The organism is Serratia sp. CY31944 (genome assembly GCF_052169175.1).
Classification (GTDB): Bacteria; Pseudomonadota; Gammaproteobacteria; order Enterobacterales; family Enterobacteriaceae; genus Serratia; species Serratia sarumanii.
The window spans coordinates 117,566-136,875 of record NZ_JBJNLG010000009.1 but is presented as its reverse complement, the minus strand read 5'-3'; the positions used below and the strand labels follow the sequence as shown (position 1 = coordinate 136,875).

Annotated in this window: 17 protein-coding genes; 5 read left to right on the top strand and 12 right to left on the bottom strand. The window is 62.0% G+C overall.

Features of this window, described 5'->3' with window-relative positions; genetic code table 11:
• Positions 1-28 precede the first annotated feature (28 nt).
• The 7 genes from ACJ8IN_RS11640 to yebS form a co-directional block, all read right to left on the bottom strand.
• Complete coding sequence (locus ACJ8IN_RS11640) at positions 29-793, bottom strand: fimbrial biogenesis chaperone (RefSeq protein WP_033653896.1); 765 nt, start codon at positions 791-793, stop codon at positions 29-31.
• A 24-nt stretch (positions 794-817) separates the two neighbouring features.
• Entirely contained in the window at positions 818-1,366 is a 549-nt protein-coding gene (locus ACJ8IN_RS11635) for a Csu type fimbrial protein (protein ID WP_086557004.1), read from the bottom strand.
• A gap of 5 nt (positions 1,367-1,371) precedes the next feature.
• The gene (locus ACJ8IN_RS11630; protein ID WP_072270412.1) at positions 1,372-1,875 is read right to left on the bottom strand and encodes a Csu type fimbrial protein; all 504 of its coding nucleotides are present in this window, start codon (positions 1,873-1,875) and stop codon (positions 1,372-1,374) included.
• A gap of 2 nt (positions 1,876-1,877) precedes the next feature.
• Entirely contained in the window at positions 1,878-2,417 is a 540-nt protein-coding gene (locus ACJ8IN_RS11625) for a Csu type fimbrial protein (RefSeq protein WP_033638282.1), read from the bottom strand.
• 274 nt (positions 2,418-2,691) lie between these two features.
• Positions 2,692-4,128: a 16S rRNA (cytosine(1407)-C(5))-methyltransferase RsmF gene (gene rsmF / locus ACJ8IN_RS11620; protein WP_060424266.1), complete on the bottom strand. Its 1,437-nt coding sequence runs from the start codon at positions 4,126-4,128 to the stop codon at positions 2,692-2,694.
• Between the two features lie 101 nt (positions 4,129-4,229).
• Positions 4,230-6,860, bottom strand: a complete 2,631-nt coding sequence (locus tag ACJ8IN_RS11615; RefSeq protein ID WP_033638759.1) for a PqiB family protein — start codon at positions 6,858-6,860, stop codon at positions 4,230-4,232.
• A complete protein-coding gene (yebS, locus tag ACJ8IN_RS11610) occupies positions 6,829-8,076 on the bottom strand; it encodes a membrane integrity lipid transport subunit YebS (protein ID WP_039567108.1) in 1,248 nt (415 codons plus the stop codon). The genes ACJ8IN_RS11615 and yebS overlap by 32 nt, the downstream gene beginning before the upstream one ends.
• A gap of 255 nt (positions 8,077-8,331) precedes the next feature.
• On the opposite strand from yebS, the gene ACJ8IN_RS11605 reads away from it, so the two are divergent.
• The 4 genes from ACJ8IN_RS11605 to htpX all read left to right on the top strand — a co-directional run bounded on the left by ACJ8IN_RS11605 (position 8,332) and on the right by htpX (position 12,892).
• The gene (locus tag ACJ8IN_RS11605; RefSeq protein ID WP_033638286.1) at positions 8,332-8,829 is read left to right on the top strand and encodes a GAF domain-containing protein; all 498 of its coding nucleotides are present in this window, start codon (positions 8,332-8,334) and stop codon (positions 8,827-8,829) included.
• A gap of 96 nt (positions 8,830-8,925) precedes the next feature.
• Positions 8,926-9,636, top strand: a complete 711-nt coding sequence (gene proQ / locus ACJ8IN_RS11600) for an RNA chaperone ProQ (RefSeq protein WP_033638287.1) — start codon at positions 8,926-8,928, stop codon at positions 9,634-9,636.
• A gap of 19 nt (positions 9,637-9,655) precedes the next feature.
• The gene (prc, locus tag ACJ8IN_RS11595) at positions 9,656-11,704 is read left to right on the top strand and encodes a carboxy terminal-processing peptidase (protein ID WP_033638289.1); all 2,049 of its coding nucleotides are present in this window, start codon (positions 9,656-9,658) and stop codon (positions 11,702-11,704) included.
• A 309-nt stretch (positions 11,705-12,013) separates the two neighbouring features.
• Positions 12,014-12,892, top strand: a complete 879-nt coding sequence (gene htpX / locus ACJ8IN_RS11590) for a protease HtpX (RefSeq protein WP_033638291.1) — start codon at positions 12,014-12,016, stop codon at positions 12,890-12,892.
• 51 nt (positions 12,893-12,943) lie between these two features.
• On the opposite strand, the gene ACJ8IN_RS11585 is transcribed toward htpX, so the two are convergent.
• Positions 12,944-14,338, bottom strand: a complete 1,395-nt coding sequence (locus ACJ8IN_RS11585) for an MFS transporter (protein ID WP_060427715.1) — start codon at positions 14,336-14,338, stop codon at positions 12,944-12,946.
• A 231-nt stretch (positions 14,339-14,569) separates the two neighbouring features.
• Between ACJ8IN_RS11585 and kdgR the strand changes: the two genes are divergently transcribed.
• Positions 14,570-15,361 (top strand): DNA-binding transcriptional regulator KdgR, encoded by a 792-nt coding sequence (gene kdgR / locus ACJ8IN_RS11580; RefSeq protein ID WP_060427717.1) that lies wholly within the window; start codon positions 14,570-14,572, stop codon positions 15,359-15,361.
• 46 nt (positions 15,362-15,407) lie between these two features.
• On the opposite strand, the gene ACJ8IN_RS11575 is transcribed toward kdgR, so the two are convergent.
• The 4 genes from ACJ8IN_RS11575 to ACJ8IN_RS11560 are packed head-to-tail and all read right to left on the bottom strand — an operon-like array spanning position 15,408 to position 19,222.
• Positions 15,408-16,211, bottom strand: coding sequence for an ABC transporter permease (locus ACJ8IN_RS11575; protein WP_033638295.1), 804 nt, complete (start codon positions 16,209-16,211; stop codon positions 15,408-15,410).
• Between the two features lie 2 nt (positions 16,212-16,213).
• Positions 16,214-17,077 carry a 2-aminoethylphosphonate ABC transporter permease subunit gene (phnU, locus tag ACJ8IN_RS11570; protein ID WP_060427719.1) on the bottom strand — a complete coding sequence of 288 codons (864 nt, stop codon included), beginning with the start codon at positions 17,075-17,077 and terminating at the stop codon, positions 16,214-16,216.
• 1 nt (position 17,078) lies between these two features.
• The gene (phnT, locus tag ACJ8IN_RS11565) at positions 17,079-18,203 is read right to left on the bottom strand and encodes a 2-aminoethylphosphonate ABC transport system ATP-binding subunit PhnT (RefSeq protein WP_308326147.1); all 1,125 of its coding nucleotides are present in this window, start codon (positions 18,201-18,203) and stop codon (positions 17,079-17,081) included.
• 8 nt (positions 18,204-18,211) lie between these two features.
• Positions 18,212-19,222, bottom strand: a complete 1,011-nt coding sequence (locus tag ACJ8IN_RS11560) for a 2-aminoethylphosphonate ABC transporter substrate-binding protein (protein ID WP_060424271.1) — start codon at positions 19,220-19,222, stop codon at positions 18,212-18,214.
• Between the last annotated feature and the right edge of the window lie 88 nt (positions 19,223-19,310).

The window sequence follows — 19,310 nt, the reverse complement described above, 5'->3', positions numbered from 1 at the left end:
TAGCCTCCCTGTCGGCTGCACCTGGGCCTCAATAAGACGGAATGGCTACGGGCTGTTTGTTGTCATTGACCGTGGCCATCAGTTTGCCGCTGCTGAAACCGCCGGCGGGCGGCAAGGCGAAGCGCATTTGCGAACCGGGCAGCACGTATCCCATCAGACCGGGATTCAGGCTGCGGCCTTGCAGCGTCACTTTCGACATGCGGGCATGCACTGCGCCTTGATTTCGCACCTCCAGCCAGCGTTCGCTGCTTTGCTGCTGTAGACGATAGCTGAGCTGAGGTTGGCTGGCGGTCGCGTAATCGCGCGGTTTTTCGCTGTCCTGTTTGGTCCAAATGCCCTTGCCGCTGACGAACAGCGGCACCGAGTAGCGCATCTGGAATTTCAGCCCCATCTCCGCACCGCCGGGAGCGGCGCCCGACGACTGTTCTTTCACCGGCACTTCATCGACCAAAATGCGGTAGGCGCGCTCCTGTCCCGCCGCCGGGGCCGACTGTTTGATCAGGCGTATCAGCTGGCGTTTGCCTGGCGCGATCGACGCCACCGGCGGGCTGGCGATCACGTCGCTTTGGTTGCTGTAATCGTCTTTGCCGGCGGTTTGCCGCCAACCCAACACGCGAATTTGCATATAGACCGGTTTGCTGTCGCGATTTTCCAGCCACAGCGCGGTGGCCTGTTGTTGATCTTCAATCACCGGATCGATTGGCCAAATGAGAATGGAGGCCGCGGCCAGGGCGTGCTGCTGGCTTGCCAGGAGCAGGGCTGCCGTTAACGGCAGGCGGAAAGGTATGCGCATAACTCATCCTTATTGCAAAAAAACTTAATAAGTGACCGTCAACAAGACCGTATCGCTGTAAACGCCACTGGTGGGCAGGGTACTGGTCGAAAACAGACGGGCGTAAACCTTGATTTCTTGCGTGCTGCCGGTGGCGGCGACGGTCTGCGCCGCGCCGCCGTTGGCGCCATCCCCCCAAAGGGTGGCGTAGTTGCTGTCTTGATAAAGTTGATACAGCAGCGTTTCCGACGTGGCGGCGTTTTGTAATTTTCTGCCGCCGGCGATGGATCCGGTCACATGATTGCCGACGCCGAGGGCCAGCGTAACGCTCAGCCCCGGGTTGCAGCGAAACAGCACCGAACCGGCGCCGCTGCTGGAGACGACGCTGACCGCGTTGCTCAGCGAGGACAGTTGGCCGAAGTTCAGGGTGCCGAAGGTGGTCACGTCACTGACGCCGCTGCCCAATACGCAGCCTTTTACCACGGTTGCATTGACGGTGAACGGCTGGCTTTTGGTCAAGTCGTTGACGCCGGTATCGCTTTGGGCCGGGGAAAGCGGCAGGCAGAACAGCAAACCGCAAATGGAAGCGCGCATCGTCATTACCAATTGATCGTGACCTGTACCGTATCGGTGTAGCTGCCTGTCGGGGGCGTGGACTGCGCCGGAATCATGCCATAGACCGGCAGCCAGTTGTCCGCACCGTTGGCGGTTTGTGACACGCCCGTCAGATTGTCCCAAATGGTGCTGTGGGCGGCGTTGGTGTACAGGTTGTAATTCACCCGTTGGCCGGCCGCGCTTTGCAGGTAGCGGGCCGCGGTATTGCCGCTTTGCCCGCCGCCAAGCAGAACGCTGTAGCTGGTGCCGTTGGTGCATTTCACCCGAATGGCGCCGGCGTTTTGCTGCCCGGCGACGCTGGTGGCGGTGCTGAGAAAATACAGCGTGCCGAAATTCAGCGTGCCGAAGCTGACGTTGCCGCCTGAGCTGCTGCCGGCTTCACAGGCGCTGAGCAAGGTCGCGCTGACGCCGAGGGTCGCCGTTTTACTGTCGGCCTGCGCCAACAGGCTGCACGCCCATAATCCGCCGCAGCAAAGCGCGAGCCGCACCGTTACCAGGTGACCGTCATCGTGACGGTGTCGTTATAGGTGTCCGCCGCTGGGGTAGAACCGGCCGCCGGCACGCGGCCATACACGATCAGCGGAACGGCGGCGCCGGTGCCGGTGCCGGTCAGCGCGTTGGCGCCGCTGCCCCAGGCGGTGGTGCGCGCGGCATCCTGGTAAAGGTTATAGCTGATGAATGCGCCTGCGGTGCTGGCCATGCGGCGTTGGGTGCCTGAAGTGACGTGGAGCCCGTTGTCCAGCGCCACCGTGTAGTCTGTGCCGGTGGTGCAGGTCAATGACAGCGTACCGGCGCCCCCTGCGCCGGTGGCGCTGGCGTCGATAATGTTGGCCAGTGAAGAGTAAGTGCCGAAGCTGATGGAGCCGAAGTCGTTGACGGAACCGCTGCTGTTGCCGCCCCCCACGACGCAACCGGCGCCGATGGTCAGCGTCACGCCTAACGTGCCTTGAATGGTGCCTGCTGCGTTAGCCGCGCCGTTGGCGCACAGCAGGGTTGCTACCGAGGTCAATGCCATCAGAGTTTTTTTCATCTTATATTCCTTGCCGTATGAGAGAAAGCCCGCAAAGACGCCACCCAGAGGTGGGTTGAACGTATTCATTTAGCTGCACTTTAATTAATAGAATAAGAATCGGGAATTGTCTTGATGAAAGCGAGAAACTTTTTATTTCCATCCCCCGGCTGACGGGGCTTGCAGGTGAGGTATACCGATAAATTGAAATGATTAGAATAATAACGAACGGTGATGGGAATATTATTAGCGTTATTTTATCGCCGGGGCGTTTTATTCCCCGGCGCGGTATCGTTTACAGGTGAAAATCCAGCGCGCCGTCGCGCACCAGCTCGCGCGGCAAGTTGTTCTTGATACGGCTGCCGATGCGCTTGGCGATGCCCAGCGGCTGCCCCTGGTAGGTGACGATGCATTCATCGCCCGCCGGCGGCAGTTCCGGGTAGAGATCGCGGCCGTGATACCACTCCTGCGCCAGCGTGGCGTCCAGCTCGAAATGCGCTTTGCCGCCGGTGCCGGCCAGCGCGATCGCCGCCTCGTGCTGCCAGCGGAAACCTTTAGGGAAACGCTCCGCCAGTTTGAGGCCGATGCGCGAGAAGCGCACCTTGCCGAACAGCGGTTCCAGCTCGGCCGGGAACAGCCAGATCTCTTTGTCGCGTTCCCATAGCCGGCCGTCATCGCCCCAGGTTAAGCCGGATGCGGCGGCGGCTTGGGCGACCAGCGCCGCCTCTTTGCCGGACAGCGGGCTGAACGGGAATTTACCGACTTTGTAGGTCGGCTTCGCCAACGGCGCTACGGCGCGCCGTTTGCGCAGGCGGGCGACGAAAAAGCCTTCGCTGTCGTAAATCTGCGGGAAGACGTGCAGGAAACCTTCGGCGGTCAGCGCCTTGTCGGCGCCGGGGAACAGCTCGCCCAGCGGCTCGATGCTGACCGCGTCGCCGTAGGTGTCCAGCAGCCAGCGCACCACCTGCTGATTTTCCTGCGCATTGAGGGTGCAGGTGGAGTAAACCATCACGCCGCCCGGCGCCAGCGCATGAAACGCGCTGTCGATCAGCTCGCGCTGGGTGGCGGCGATCTCGGCCACGCTTTCCGGCGACCAGTTGCTCATGGCGTCCGGATCCTTGCGCACCACGCCTTCGCCGGAGCAGGGGGCGTCGAGCAGAATGGCGTCGAAGCTCTCGGGCAGCGCGGCGCCGAACACCCGGCCGTCGAAGTGGGTCAGCGCGGTGTTCTTCACGCCGCAGCGGCTGATATTGGCGTGCAGCACTTTCACCCGGCTGGCGGAGTATTCGTTGGCGACGATGCCGCCCTGATTGCCCATCAGCGCGGCGATCTGGGTGGTTTTGGATCCCGGCGCCGCCGCCACGTCCAACACCCGAGTCGGCGCCGCGCCGCCCGCGAACAGCGCGCTGACCGGCAGCATCGAACTGGCTTCCTGAATGTAGAACAGGCCGCTCAGGTGTTCGGCGGCGCTGCCCAGGCGCAGCTCTTCATCGTCGCGCTCGATCCAGAACCCTTCCGCGCACCAGGGAATGGGCTCCAGTCGCCAGTCGTAATCCTGCACCAGCGCCAGGAAGTCGGCGACGCTGATTTTCAGCGTATTGACGCGCAGGCTGCGGCGCAGCGGGCGCTGGCAAGCGGCGATAAAATCGTCCATCGCCAGCTCGGTGGGCATGATGGCGCGGGTGGCGTCAAGGAAAGCGGGGGGCAGAAAAACGGCGGTGGATTTGGCCACGGGCGAACTCTCAGGGTGCAATAAAGATAAGGGCGAGAGTTTATCACAAAGCGGAAAAAAACAGGGCCCGGCGATGCCAGGCCCTGAGGAAAATGCGAAATTTAATCGCGCGGAATGGCGGTACCCCAGGTTTTCCAGTCCTTAGGCTCTTCCGGATTCAGCAGGAAGTGTTTGTTCGGCGTGGCTTTCGGCGCCAGCGGAATGGTCGGCGGCGTGGCGAAGGCGATACCGCCGCGGATGAACTGCTGAAAGGTGCCGCTCTTGATCACGCCGCCGGTCAGGCCGAACTGCAGGTTGTAACCCGAAGCCAGCCAGAACACGCTGTTGTTGCGCACCAGATGCTGATATTTCTTACTGATGCGCAGCGCGACGTGCACCCGATCGGACATGGCGCCAAGGTAGAAGCCGGTGATGGTACCGACCTCTACACCGCGGAACAGCACCGGCGTGCCGATCTGCAGCGAGCCGGTTTCGGCGGCGTCGAGCACTACGCTCAAGCCGTCGAGATAGCGCGAGTCGGTGATGCTGGCCTGCTGCAGCTCGAAGGTGCGCAGCTCGCGGCCGCGCCCCGGCTCCACGTTGATATAAGGCTGGAGCAGGGTATCGAGATTGCTGACGCCGGCGGCGGAGATCTCCGGCGAAACGATCGAGAAGCGGCTGCCCAGGCGCGCGAAAGTGTGCACATATTCCGGATACAGCACCGCTTTGGCCAACACTTCGTTGCGCTCCGGCGCCAGCTGCAGCGACTCTACCTGGCCGACGTCGATACCGAGGTAGCGCAGCGGCATACCCGCCGACAGCTTGCTGGCGTCGTAGGTTCGCAGCATGATTTGGCTGCCCACCGCGCGGGCGGCGGTTTCGCTGGCGTACAGCACGCGGTTGGCGCCCTTGTTGAGCGTCACTCCCTGCAGGTTGTCGAAGCTGATGGCGCCTTTCAGCGCGCGGTTAAGCGGCGAAGCCTGCACCGTCAGCCCGCTGCCGTTGAGCTGCACCTTGGCGCCGCCTTCGGCCCAAAAGATGCTTTCGCGGGTCAGCAGCTTGCGGTATTCCGGGCTGATGTAGACGTCCACCTCAAACTCGTTGGCCTTCGGCCGAACGTTGACGATCTCGCCCACCTGGAATTTGCGGTACAGCACCACCGAACCGGCCTGCACGTCCGGCAGGCTGGTGGCGCTGAGGGTCAGGGTGGTGGAAGGGGCGTTGCCGACGATGCCTTCCTCGGCTTTTTCGCTGTTGGCGTACAGCGGGTATTGGCCGCCCGGTTCCCCCTTGCTGCCGGGAATAATGCGCACGCCGCCGTCCACCCATTCTTGGGCGCTGGCGCCGAGCACTTCCATACCGTCGATGCCCAGCTTGACGTCGAGCCGGCTGTTGACCACGAATTTACTGTCTTTGTGCAGCAGGCCGCGATACTGCGCGTCGATGGCGGCGGTGAACACCACGCCGCCGGCGGTCAGGGTGCGGCTCAGGATCTGGCCGACTTTCACGCCGTGCACCACCAGCGGTTGCCCGACGTCGATGCCGTAGCTTTGCGGCGCATTCAGCGTGACGGTCAGCACGCCAGGCTGCTGCAACAGCGTTTCACTGCTGTCCAGCACGTTGAAGCGCTGCTGCGGCTCACCTTCGCCCGGCACCAGCTCCAGCGTGGTGCCGGTCAGCAGTTGGCTGAGCTTGGCGTCGTTGAGGCTGATGCGCGGGCTGCGCATCACGATGCGGGTGCCGCTGCGCATCAGATCGACCACCGAAGGATCGATGGTCAGTTCACCGACCACTTTGCTGTCCTGTTGCAACGTCAGCTTGGTCAGGGTGCCGACCTGCAGCCCCTGGTACATCAGCGGCGTGCGGTTTTCACTCAGGCTGTTGCCGCTCGGCAGATCCAGCAGGATATTGACGCCGCGCTGGCTGTGGGCCAGATCCGGATACAGGGTATAGCTCTGATCGCCCTTGGCCTGCTGGCCATCGGCCGGCGAATCGAAGGCGATGGCGCCGTTGACCAGCGCCGCCAGGCTCTCCATTTGCACCGTCGCGCCGGACAGGCTGAAATCGCCCTTGAAACCGGAGACATTCCAGAAGCGGCTGTTGCTCTTCACCAGGTTGGCGAAACGGCGGTCGATCAGTACGTCGATGGTCACGCCCTTGTTGCCTTCGCTGATAGTGTAGTCATACACCTTGCCGACCGGGATTTTACGGTAGTAGACCAGCGAGCCGCTGTTGAGCGAGCCGAGATCGTCGGCGTGCAGGTGGATCATCAGCTCGCCGGTGTTCAGGCGGTATTTCGGCTGGGTATCGAGCGCGGTGAAGTGGGTTTGCTCCTTGCCGCTGCCGGGCATCATGCCGATATAGTTGCCGCCGACCAGCGCATCGAGCCCGGAGACCCCGGCCAGCGAGGCTTTGGGCGTCACCAGCCAGAACTGGGTGCCTTCGCGCAGCGAGTCTTCCAGATCGCTTTTGATGCTGGCCTCCACCACGATGCTGCGCAAATCTTTGCTCAGGCTGATTTTCTGCACCGTGCCGACCTCTACGCCCTGATAGCGCACCGGCGTGCGGCCGGCGACGATGCCCGCCGCCGATTGGAAATCGATGGTGACGGTGGTGCCGCGCTCCTGGACATTGTTATAGACCAGCCACCCGGCGATCAGCAGGGCGATGAACGGCAGTAACCAGAACGGTGAAATGCGGCGCTTGTTCTTGACCCGCGCTTCAGTCGGTGTAGTCGGCGTTTCCTGTTGCATGTGCATCCCAAATCAATCGGCTATCCAGCCACTCAACGGCAAGAATAGTCAAAATGACCGCCGAGCCAAAGTAAAACGCGGCCGGTCCCATAGTAAAAGATAACAGCTGGTCGCGGTTTACCAGCGACATCATCAAGGCGATAACGAACAGATCGAGCATCGACCAGCGGCCGATCCAGGCGACCAGACGCAGCAGACGAATGCGCGTCTTCAGGCTGTGCGAGGTTTTGAAGTGAATGCTGAACAACAGCGTGATCAGCACGATCACTTTGGTAAAGGGCACCAGCACGCTGGCGATGAACACAATGGCGGCGATCGGCACGTTGCCGGAGGTGGCCAGCGAGACCACGCCGGAGAATATGGTGTCTTCGAGGCGCACGCCGTTGGCGTAAATGATGGAAATCGGCAGCAGGTTGGCCGGTATCAACAGGATCATCGCCGCGATCAGCGCCGCCCAGGTTTTCTGCAGGCTGTAAGGCTGGCGGTGGCACATCGGCACGTGGCAGCGCGAACAGCGGCCGCGCGCGTCGGGGTAGCCGGTATAGTGGCAGGACAGGCAAATGTGCAGCGCCGCCGGCGGGCCTTTCGGCTGTTCCTGCGGATAGTAACGCTCCCACAGCTGCTCCAGGTTGGCGTGGATCAGCGTCAGGATGCTGAGCAGGGTGAGCGACAGGTAGGCGATCAGCGCGCTGCCCGCCTGGATGTCGGCGTAATCCTGCACCTTGATCGCCGCCACCGCCATGCCGATCAGATAGATGTCCAGCATCACCCACTCTTTCAGCCGCTCCAGCATCAGCAGCACCGGCCGCAGGTTCATGCCGAGCGCGTGGCCGAAGCGCAGGTACAGCAACGACAGCGCCAGCGTCAGCGGGGCGCCGATGGTGCAGAACGCCACCATGCTGGCGGTAAGCGGGTCGCCCTGACGGCTCATCTGCCAGATGCCTTCCAGCAAACTGGCGTCGATGCGCGTGCCGAGCAGGCGGATGCTGATCAGCGGTTCGGTGAAGGCGAACGGCATCAGCAGCAGCATGGCGATCGCCATGGCGGTCAGGCGCGTCATCGACCAGTCGCGGCCGTTCACCACCTTGGCGTTGCAGCGCGGGCAATAGGCGGCCTGGTTGCCGCTGAGCGGCGGCAGCACGAACAGCAGATCGCACTCGCAGCAGCGCTGGTGGCGCGCTTTGGAAAGGGGGGCGGTGATCGCGTGTATTTTCATCTTTGACAAGTCGCTGCCCTTGAGCCCGCCGGAACTGTCAGCGTAGCTGAAAAATAAACCGGCCGCGTCACTGGCGATCGGGCGCCGGACGGTAAAACGAGGTAAACCGGGATTCTGAGCGGCAAACATACCCCGAGCGACAGGGTTTTGTGAAGCAACAGATGATTAACCTTGTGGCTATACGCATTTAATGCTTATTTTATAGGGCCTAAGCTTTGGGCTTCTGGCCATCTTCACTGTTTCAATGGTTATCACATGACAAAAGAACAATTCTACGCGGAATTAAAACGTGACCTGAGCGCGTTGCTCGGCGGGGAAACCAACTTTATCGCGGCGTTGTCCAACGCCAGCGCGTTGCTCAACGAGCGTCTGGATGACGTGAACTGGGTCGGTTTCTATCTGATGGATGGCGGCCAGCTGGTGCTGGGGCCGTTCCAGGGCAAGATCGCCTGCGTGCGTATTCCGGTGGGCAAGGGCGTGTGCGGCACGGCGGTGGCGGAAAATCGCGTGCAGCGCGTCGGCGACGTGCATGCGTTCCCGGGCCATATCGCCTGCGATGCGGCCAGCAACGCGGAAATCGTGCTGCCGCTGGCGGTTGGCGGCCGAGCGATCGGCGTTTTGGATATCGACAGCACGGTTTATCAACGCTTCGACGAACAGGACGAAGCGGGCTTGAAAGCAGTGGTGGCGGGGCTTTGTGAGCAACTGGAACAGTGCGACAGTGCGAAATATGTGACTGTGGCGGCAAGTTGATCGACGGTTAACGTGGCAATTACCGATGGCGTCATTATAATGACGCCTGTTCATGCCTGTGGCTTGTTGGCAATACCGTTGTAATCAGGAAATTTCATGGAAAATCAACCTAAGTTGAACTCTAGTAAAGAAGTCATTGCTTTTCTTGCCGAGCGTTTTCCGCTCTGCTTTAGCGCCGAAGGCGAAGCTCGTCCGCTGAAAATCGGTATTTTTCAGGATTTGGTAGAGCGCGTGCAGGGGGAAGAGAATCTCAGCAAAACGCAATTGCGTTCTGCCCTGCGCCTGTACACCTCAAGCTGGCGTTACCTGTACGGCGTCAAAGTCGGCGCGCAGCGCGTCGATCTGGACGGCAATCCGTGCGGTGAACTGGAGCAGCAGCATGTCGATCATGCTCGCCAGCAGCTTGAAGAAGCCAAAGCGCGCGTTCAGGCACAGCGTGCCGAACAAAACGCCAAAAAACGTGAAGCCGCCGGTGAATCCGCCGATGCCGCGCCACGCCGTCCGCGCCCAGCCGGTAAAAAGCCCGCTGCACGTCGCGAAGGCGGAGCCGCGCCGGAGAACCGCAAGCCGCGCCCACAAACTCGCCCACAGCCAGCTCGTCAACCTCGTGCAGCAAAAGAGGAAAACCAGCCGCGTTATGCGCCAGTCACGGATATCTCTAAACTGCAAATTGGCCAGGAAATCAAAGTCAGAGCAGGCAAGAGCGCGATGGATGCTACCGTACTCGAAATCGCTAAAGATGGCGTACGTGTGCAGCTCTCTTCCGGTCTGGCGATGATTGTGCGCGCAGAACACTTGCAGTTCTGATACGGAGGCCAACCCAGGCATGAACAAATTCGTCAGATTAACAGCGATTGCAGGGCTGCTGTGGGCGGGTGTCAGTTACGGCGCGGAAACAGCCAACATCCGCATCGGCCAACTGCCTCAACTGCAACAGGAACCTCAGCACGCTACGGTGAGTGAGCGCGTCACCTCGCGCTTCACTCGCTCTCATTACCGCCAGTTCGCCCTCGACGCGGAGTTTTCAGGCAAGATCTTCGATCGCTACCTGAACATGCTGGACTACAGCCATAACGTGTTGCTGGCCTCCGACGTGGCGCAGTTCGCCGGCAAACGCAATCAGGTGGGCGAAGAGCTGAAAACCGGCAAGCTGGACACCTTCTACGCGCTGTTCAATCTGGCGCAGAAACGCCGCTTTGAGCGTTACACCTATGCGTTGTCGTTGCTGGACAAGCCGATGAACTTCACCGGCAACGGCACTATCGATCTCGACCGCAGTAAAGCGCCGTGGCCGAAAGACAAGGCCGAGCTGGATAGCCTGTGGGATGCGAAAGTCACCTATGACGAGCTGAACCTCAAGCTGACCGGCAAGACCGACAAAGAAATCCGCGACACGCTGACCAAGCGCTATCAGTTCGCCATCAAGCGCCTGACGCAAAGCAACAGCGAAGACGTCTTCCAGCTGGCGATGAATGCCTTTGCGCATGAAATCGACCCGCACACCAACTATCTGTCTCCGCGCAACACTGAGCAGTTCAACACCGAAATGAGCCTGTCGCTGGAAGGCATCGGCGCGGTGCTGCAGATGGATGACGACTACACCCTGATCAACTCGATGGTGCCGGGCGGCCCGGCGGCGAAGAGCAAGGCGATCACCGTGGGCGATCGCATCGTCGGCGTCGGCCAGGCCGGCAAACCGATGGTGGACGTGATCGGCTGGCGCCTGGACGACGTGGTGTCGTTGATCAAAGGGCCGAAAGGCAGCAAGGTGCGCCTGGAGATCCTGCCGGCCGGCAAGGGCACCAAAACCCGCGTGGTCACCCTGACCCGCGAGCGCATCCGCCTGGAAGACCGCGCGGTGAAAATGACCATCAAGACCGTCGGCAAAGAGAAGGTGGCGGTGTTCGACATCCCCGGCTTCTACGTCGGTCTGACCGATGACGTGAAAGTGCAGCTGCAGAAGATGGCCAAGCAGAACGTCAAGAGCGTGATCATCGATCTGCGCACCAACGGCGGCGGCGCGCTGACCGAAGCGGTGTCGCTGTCCGGCCTGTTCATTCCGAGCGGCCCGGTGGTGCAGGTGCGCGACAACAACGGCAAAGTGCGTGAAGACGCCGACACCGACGGCGTGACCTACTACAAAGGCCCGCTGGTGGTGCTGGTCGATCGCTTCAGCGCCTCCGCCTCCGAGATCTTCGCGGCGGCGATGCAGGATTACGGCCGCGCGCTGATCGTCGGCGAGCCGACCTTCGGTAAAGGCACCGTGCAGCAGTACCGTTCGCTGAACCGCATCTACGATCAGATGCTGCGCCCTGAGTGGCCGGCGCTGGGGTCGGTGCAGTACACCATTCAGAAGTTCTACCGCGTCAACGGCGGCAGCACCCAGCGCAAAGGGGTGACCCCGGACATTCTGATGCCGACCGGCGTCGATCCGGCGGAAACCGGCGAAGCGTTTGAAGACAACGCCATGCCGTGGGACAGCATCAATGCGGCGACCTACAGCAAGACCGGCGATATGGCGCCGTTCGAGCCGGAACTGCTGAAAGATCACCAGCAGCGCATCGCGCAGAATCCGGAGTTCCAGTACATCGCGCAGGATATCGCGCATTACAAGGCGCTGAAGGATAAACGCAACATCGTGTCCCTCAATCTGGCGGTGCGCGAGAAAGAGAACCACGACGACGATGCGACCCGTCTGAAACGCATCAACGAGCGCCTGGAACGCGCTGGCAAGAAGCCGCTGAAATCGCTCGACGATCTGCCGAAGGATTACCAGGAACCGGATCCGTACCTGGATGAAACCGTGCATATCGCGCTGGAGCTGGCTCATCTGGAAAAAGATCGGCCCGCTCAGCAGCCAACGCCGGCCAAATAAGGCCGCGTCCGGCAGGATGAAAAACGCACCCTCGGGTGCGTTTTTTTATGGTGCCGCGAAGGCCTGCTTCCCTGCAGGGGGAATGGGGGCGGGCTTATGCGTCGCCTGACAAATTTATGGCAAAAAACCCTCCGCCTTGCGCAACAATCGTTTACAATTTGCCAAATCCCGGTCGCGCGCCGTTTTTGTAAAGTTTCGTATTTTTAGTAGGTTAATGACGCACGACTCTTGAAACTGTGACGAATGCCCATACGATCTAGGGTATCTTAGACAGCGTTTTGTTAACATTTATGAGGAAGTAAACATTTTATGATGCGTATAGCTCTGTTCCTGCTCACCAACCTGGCGGTGATGTTGGTTTTCGGGCTGGTGCTCAGCCTGACAGGAATCCAATCCAGTAGCGTTCAGGGCCTGATGATCATGGCCGGTCTGTTCGGCTTCGGCGGCGCTTTCGTGTCGTTGCTGATGTCCAAGTGGATGGCGCTGCGCTCCGTCGGCGGGGAAGTGATTGAACAACCGCGTAACGAAACCGAAAACTGGCTGCTGGAAACGGTGCGCCGTCAGTCGCAGCAGGCGGGCATCGCCATGCCGCAGGTTGCTATCTACCACGCGCCGGACATCAACGCCTTCGCCACCGGCGCACGCCGCGACGCCTCGCTGGTCGCCGTCAGCACCGGCCTGCTGCAGAGCATGAGCCGCGACGAAGCGGAAGCGGTCATCGCGCACGAAATCAGCCACGTCGCCAACGGCGATATGGTGACCATGACCCTGATTCAGGGCATCGTGAACACCTTCGTCATCTTCATTTCGCGCCTGATCGCGCAGGTTGCCGCCGGCTTCCTGGGCAACCGCGACGGTGAAGGGGAAGGCAACGGCAACCCGATGATTTACTTCGCGGTGTCGATGGTGCTGGAACTGGTGTTCGGCATCCTGGCAAGCATCATCACCATGTGGTTCTCGCGTCACCGTGAGTTCTACGCCGACGCCGGCTCCGCCAAGCTGGTGGGTCGCGAGAAGATGATCGCCGCCTTGCAGCGCCTGAAAACCAGCTACGAGCCGCAGGAAGCGGGCAGCATGATGGCGTTCTGCATCAACGGCAAATCCAAGTCGTTCAGCGAGCTGTTCATGTCGCACCCGCCGCTCGATAAGCGCATCGAAGCGCTGCGTTCCGGCCAGTACCTGAAGTAATCGGCTGAATGAAAGGAAAAACCCCGGCTCGCCGGGGTTTTTTTATGTCCGCTATTTCACCTCGCGGCTCGGCTGCGCCGCTTGCGCCGTCGATTGGGTGATGCGCAGGCTGCTGACCGCCGCCGCCAGAGTGGCGAATATTCCTGCCAGGAGCAGCGAAGCGTGGGTGCCGGAGGTGGGGAACAGGTTGAACATCAGCGCCACCAGCGCGGCGCCCGAGGTTTGCCCCAGCAGCCGGGCGGTGCCCAGCATGCCGCTGGCGCCGCCGCTGCGGTTGCGCGGCGCGGCGGAGATGATGGTGTGGTTGTTGGGCGACTGGAACAGGCCGAAGCCGGCGCCGCACAGCACCATGCGCCAGATGATGTCCCAATTTGACGGAGCCGCGGGCAGCAGCGCCAGCGAAAACAGCCCGAACGCGAACACCGCCAGCCCAATGCAGCCCAGCAGGCCGGCGTGCACGCGCTCCACCAGCCGGCCGGCGATCGGCGCCATGACGACGATCGCCAGCGGCCAAGGTGTCAGCAGCAGCCCGGTCGCCACCTCGTCGCGGCCCAACGTGCTTTGCAGGAAGAACGGCAGCGATACCATCGCCAGCATCTGCGCGGCGAACGAGCAGATTGAGGTGCCCATCGACAGGGCGAAAATCGGGATGCGCAGCAGGTCGACCGGCAGCAGCGGAAATTCCTGGCGCAGCTGGCGGCGCACGAACACCGCGCCAATCGCCAGCAGCGCGGCGATCTCGCTGAAGATCAGCGTCAGGCTCTGGCCCTGGGCGAAGCCGCTGATGGCAGTGATCAGCAGGCCGAAGGTCAGCGCGTTCAGCACGGCGCTGGTGGGATCGAAACGGCGGTTATCGCTTTTTTGGCCGTTGGCCGGCAGAAACTTCATGCCCAGCAGCAGCGCGACGAGGCCGATCGGCAGGTTGATGGCGAACAGCCACTGCCAGGACGCGACCGACAGGATCGCCGCCGCCACCGTCGGCCCGGCCGCCGAGGAGCAGGCGACGATCAGCGAATTGATGCCCATGCCGCGGCCGAGAAAACGCTGCGGATAGATGATGCGGATCAGCGCGGTGTTGACGCTCATGATGGCGGCGGCGCCAAAGCCTTGCAGCACGCGGGCGATGGTCAGCGTGAGCAGCGAGTCGGACAGGGCGCAGAACAGCGAGGTGATGCTGAACACCAGCAGCCCGGCCTGATAGATGCGGCGATAACCGATCAGATCGCCGAGCGACGCCAGCGACAGCAGAGAGACGGTGATCGCCAGCTGATAGGCGTTAACCACCCAAATGGAGCTGGCCGGGCTGGCGTTGAGATCGCGCGCGATGGTGGGCAGCGCCACGTTGGCTATCGCGCCGTCGAGCACGGATACGGTAATGCCGAGGGCGATGGCGAGGATCGCCCCATAGCGTTGCGGGACGGGGAGGCCGTCGGAACAAGGACGCATGTTGGTCTCAGCGGTATTTATTCAGGGGAGTATTATCATGCTAATCATATTCGCCCGTGATTGCATGCCCCTTGTCCGCTGAATTGTAAGCGGCGGTGAGCGGGCCGGCGGTTATCCATTTGGCTTCAAGTGCTTAGCGTTCAACTGCGTTGCGCGTCGCGATCTGTTCCGATTATACTGAAACCCTTGTTTAAATTTCCTGAAACAGAACCGTTAAGTAGGGTATTCGCCATGGCTAACGCAGATTCAGACAAGCAACCGGATGCCGTCTCATCCGTGATGAAAGTGTTCGGTATTTTGCAGGCGCTCGGCGATGAGCGCGAGATTGGCATTACTGAACTGTCCCAGCGGGTGATGATGTCCAAAAGCACCGTCTACCGTTTTCTGCAGACCATGAAAGCGCTGGGCTACGTTTCGCAGGAAGGGGAGACGGAAAAATATGCGCTGACGCTCAAGCTGTTCGAGCTGGGCGCCAAATCGTTGCAGAACGTCGATCTGATCCGCAGCGCCGACGTGCAGATGCGCGAACTGTCGAACCGCACCCGCGAAACCATCCACCTTGGCGCCCTGGATGAGGACGGTATCGTCTATATCCACAAGATCGACGCGATGTACAACCTGCGCATGTATTCGCGCATCGGTCGCCGCAACCCGCTGCACAGCACTGCCATCGGTAAAGTGCTGCTGGCCTGGCGCGATCGGGATGAGGTGGCGCAGATCCTGTCGCAGATTGAATTTACCCGCAGCACCGAGCATACCCTGACCAGCGCCGCCGAACTGCTGCCGGTGCTGGGGTGGGTGCGTGAGCAGGGATACGGCGAAGATGCCGAAGAGCAGGAAGTGGGGATCCGTTGTATCGCGGTGCCGGTATTCGATCGGTTTGGGGTGGCGATCGCCGGGTTGAGCATCTCTTTCCCGACGCTGCGCTTTTCCGATGCGGCGCGGGAGGAGTATGTGGCGCTGTTGCACGTCGCCGCCCGGCGCATCAGTGAACAGCAGGGCTATCACGACTATCCGTTCTGACCCTTCGCTTCCATGAACAAGGCGCTGCCATGGCAGCGCCTTGCGGCTATTTCACGCCCGGCGTCAGCCGCTGCGAAATCCGTTCCAGCACTAACATCAGCAACAGCGTGGCCGCCACCAGGATCATGGTCAGCGTCGCGCCGTTGGCGATGCTGCCGCGATCGGTCAGGCTGAAGATAGTGACCGGCAGCGTTGCCCAGCTCGGCGGGTAGATCATCATGGTCGCGCCCAGCTCTCCCATCGACAGCGACAGGCTGAGGGCGAAGGCGGAGATCATATAGGGGGCGATCATCGGCAGGGTGACGTGGCGCAGGCGGAACAGCGGGGAAGCGCCCAGGCTGGCGGCGACGTTCTCGTAGTCGCCAGGCAGCCGGGCCAGCCCGGCCATCACGTTGCCGAAGGTGAAGGCGGAAATCAGCACGAAGTGCGCGACGGGCACGATCAGGAAGGTGCCGTTCATCTGCAGCGGCCCCTGGCTGAACGCCACCAGCATCCCGAGACCGATCGACACCGAAGGCACCGCGCTGGGAATGAAGAACAGCGTGCTCAGCAGGCGCTGGCCGCGCCCCTGATGGTGGCGCAGCGCCAACGCCGCCCAGGTGCCGCACAGCAGCGCGAACAGGCTGGCGCTGAAACCGATAGCCAGGCTGGCGACCAGCGCGTCCCAGGAGGCGCCGCCAAAGGCCTGGCGGAAGTGGCTGAGGGTGAAACCGCTCGGCAGCACGCCGTTCCACTGTTCGCTCAGGCTGGACATCAGGATCACCGCCAGCGGCAGGCAGAAGAACAGCGCGAACAGCGTGACCGCCAGCGTGCAGGTCAGGGTGCGGCCGGTGCGAGACCAAATCAACATCGTCAGTTCCTCAGCCCGGCGCGCGCCGCGGCGTAGCGGTAAAGGGAGAACAGCCCGAGCGACAGCGCGATATTCACGACGGCGATCGCGCAGGCGACGGCATAATCCGACTCCAGAATCGCTTTGGAGTAGACCATCATCGGCAGCGTGGTGACACCCTTGGCGCCAATAAACAGCACGATGCCGAACTCATTGGTGGTCAACAGCAGGCACAGGCTGCCGCCGGCCAGCAAGGCCGGCAGCGCGGCGGGCAAAATTACCTGGCGCACCACGCGCCCCGGCCGGGCGCCGAGGATGCTGGCGGCTTCGAGCTGGCTGCGATCGATCTGCGACAGCGCCGCCATCAGCGGACGCATCACCAGCGGCGTAAACACGGTGATTTCCGCCAGGATCACGCCCCAGATGGAGTAAAGAAAGTCCACCGGCGGCAGGGTAAAACCGAAGGTCGCCATCAGCGTACCGTTCAGCAGGCCGGCGGAGCCGTAGATAAAGGTGAAGGCCAAGGTGATCAGGAAGGTCGGCATGGCGATAAAGGTATCGATCACCCAGGCGATCAGCCGGCTGCCGGGGAACGGCGTGAACACCAGCAGCAGCGACAGCAGGGTGCCGAGCACCAGGCAGCCCAGCGTCGCCAGCAGCGCAATCTGCAGCGTATTGAGCAGGGCGCTGACAAAGCGTCGGGATTCGAACACCTGCTGCAGCGCGGCGGCGCTGAACAGCCCCTGATCGTCGGTAAACGCCTGTTTGACGATCAGCGCCAGCGGATAGAAAAACAGCGTCGCCAGCACCAGCAGCGGCAGCAGGATCCATAAACGGCGCGGTGAACGCGGCCGCCGGGCCGGGCGAATAAGCGTAGAGTCGGTCATGTCAGTCCTCGATCAGTACCGCGTCGTCAGGGGCGAAATAGAGCGGCACGCGCTCGCCGATCTGCGGCATCCGGCTCTGATGGGTGGTGACCACGCGCAGCGGGTGGCCTTGCGCGTCGAACTGCAGGTGCGTCAACTCCCCCTGCCAGTGAATATCGCGCAGCGTGCCGACGATGCAGTTGCTGCGCTGGGCATCGGCATTGAGCGCAATATGCTGCGGCCGAATGCACAGCAGTTTGTCGAAGCCGCGTTGTGCGCCGTAGGTGAAACAGCCGATCACTTTTCCGGCGCAGCTGACGGTGGTCATGCCTTGGCCGGCGGTGGTTTCCAGCGCGGTGGCCGGCAGCAGGTTGGCGCGGCCGAGGAACTCGGCGGCGAAGCGGTTTGTGGGATGACGGTACAGCGCGCGGGTCTCGCCGTGGGCGATCAGGTGGCCGTCGCGCATGATGCCAATCTTGTTCGCCAGCGTCAGCGCTTCGCCCTGATCGTGGGTGACGTACAGGATGGTCAGCTCCGGTAGCTCGCGGTGCAGGCGGGCGATCTCTTCCACCATGCTGTGGCGAATCTGCGCGTCCAGCGCCGACAGCGGTTCATCCAGCAGCAAGACTTTGGGGCGCACCGCGATGGCGCGGGCGATCGCCACGCGCTGCTGTTGGCCGCCGGAGAGCTGGCTGGGATAACGCCTGGCGTAGGCGGACATGCCGACGATGGCCAGCGCCTCCTCGACGTGCTCGGCGGTGAGGCCGCGCGGCTTGCCCTGCGCGCGCAGGCCGAACGCCACATTGTCCTCGACGCGCATATGCGGAAACAACGCGTAGTTCTGTACCACCATGCCCAGGCCGCGCTCATAAGGTGGCACGTCGGTGACATCGACGTCACCGATGGCAATACGCCCGGCGGAGGGCTGCACGAAGCCGGCGATCGCCCGCAGCACGGTGGTTTTGCCCGAACCGGAGGGGCCGATCAGCGCCAGCACTTCGCCGGGGGCGATGGTGAGCGTCAGGGGTTTCAGCACCTCGGTGCCGCGGTACGCCACGCTGACGCGGTCGAGCTGAATGCCCGACGGCCCGGCGATGTCCTGGCTGCTATCCCGCGCCTCGGCGCGGGAAGAGAGGGTAGAAGGCATTGTCAGCGTCATTCGGTCACCTTGTGCCAGCGTGAGATATCGGCGGACAGGCTGCTTACCACCTGATTCCAGTCCGGCGCCCAGATGTCCACGCCTTCCAGCGCCGCCTGCGACCGCTTGAAGTTATCGTCGGTCGGGATGACGTCCTTACGCACCGGCATGCCGTAGGACATGGCGCTAACGCTGCTCTGCGCTTCTTTGCTCAGCAGGAAGTCGATCAGCTTTTTGCCGTTGGCGCTTTGCGGCGCGCCTTGCACCAGGCCGACATAGTAAGGCAGCGCCAGCGTGCTGCGCTTGCCGTCCGGCCCGGCCGGCCAGAACACCTGCACGTTCGGGTTGCTGCGCATCTGCGCCAGGTTCATCTGCAGATCGCCGTTGGCCACCAACAGCTCGCCTTTATTGACCAGCGCGGTCAGCTTGCCGGTGGAAGCGGAAGGGCCGACGTTGTTGCTTTGCAGCTTGCCGAGGTAGTCGAAACCGGCGTCTTTGCTACCGAAGCTGTGAAACGCCTGCAGCAATACTGCGGTGCCGTCACCGGCCTGGCCCGGCGTGGAGTACTGCAGCTTGTTGCGGAACTGCGCGTCCAGCAGCTGTTGATAGCTGGCGGGCGCCTGCGGCAACAGTTTGGCGTTATAGATGAAGCTCAGGTAGTTGTTTACCAGCGGCACGAACTGCGGCTGAGCCTCGGCGATCTGCGCCGCATCCTGCGGGGTGAAATCCTGCAGCAGTTTTTCCGCGGCGGCGCGCTGGATGAACGGCGGCGGCGTCACCAGCACGTCGGCCTGCGGGTTGCTGCGCTCTTTCGACAGCCGCTCTACGATGGCGCCGGAACCGCCTTCGACGTACTGCACCTTGATGCCGGTTGCCTGAGTGAAGGCGTCGAACTGGGTTTGATACCAGCTGTGATCGCCGGCGTGCAGACCATCGGCGGAGTAGACGGTCACCACCGCGTCGGCGGCCCAGGCCGGCGCGGAGCCGAGTGCGATGGCGGTCATCACGACCAGACGAGAAAGTTTCATAGCTTCAGCCTCACTGTTGCGGATTTATGTGTAACTGGTATACACCAGATGTGCGGCCACGCTAATCGGCGAATATGACAAACAAATG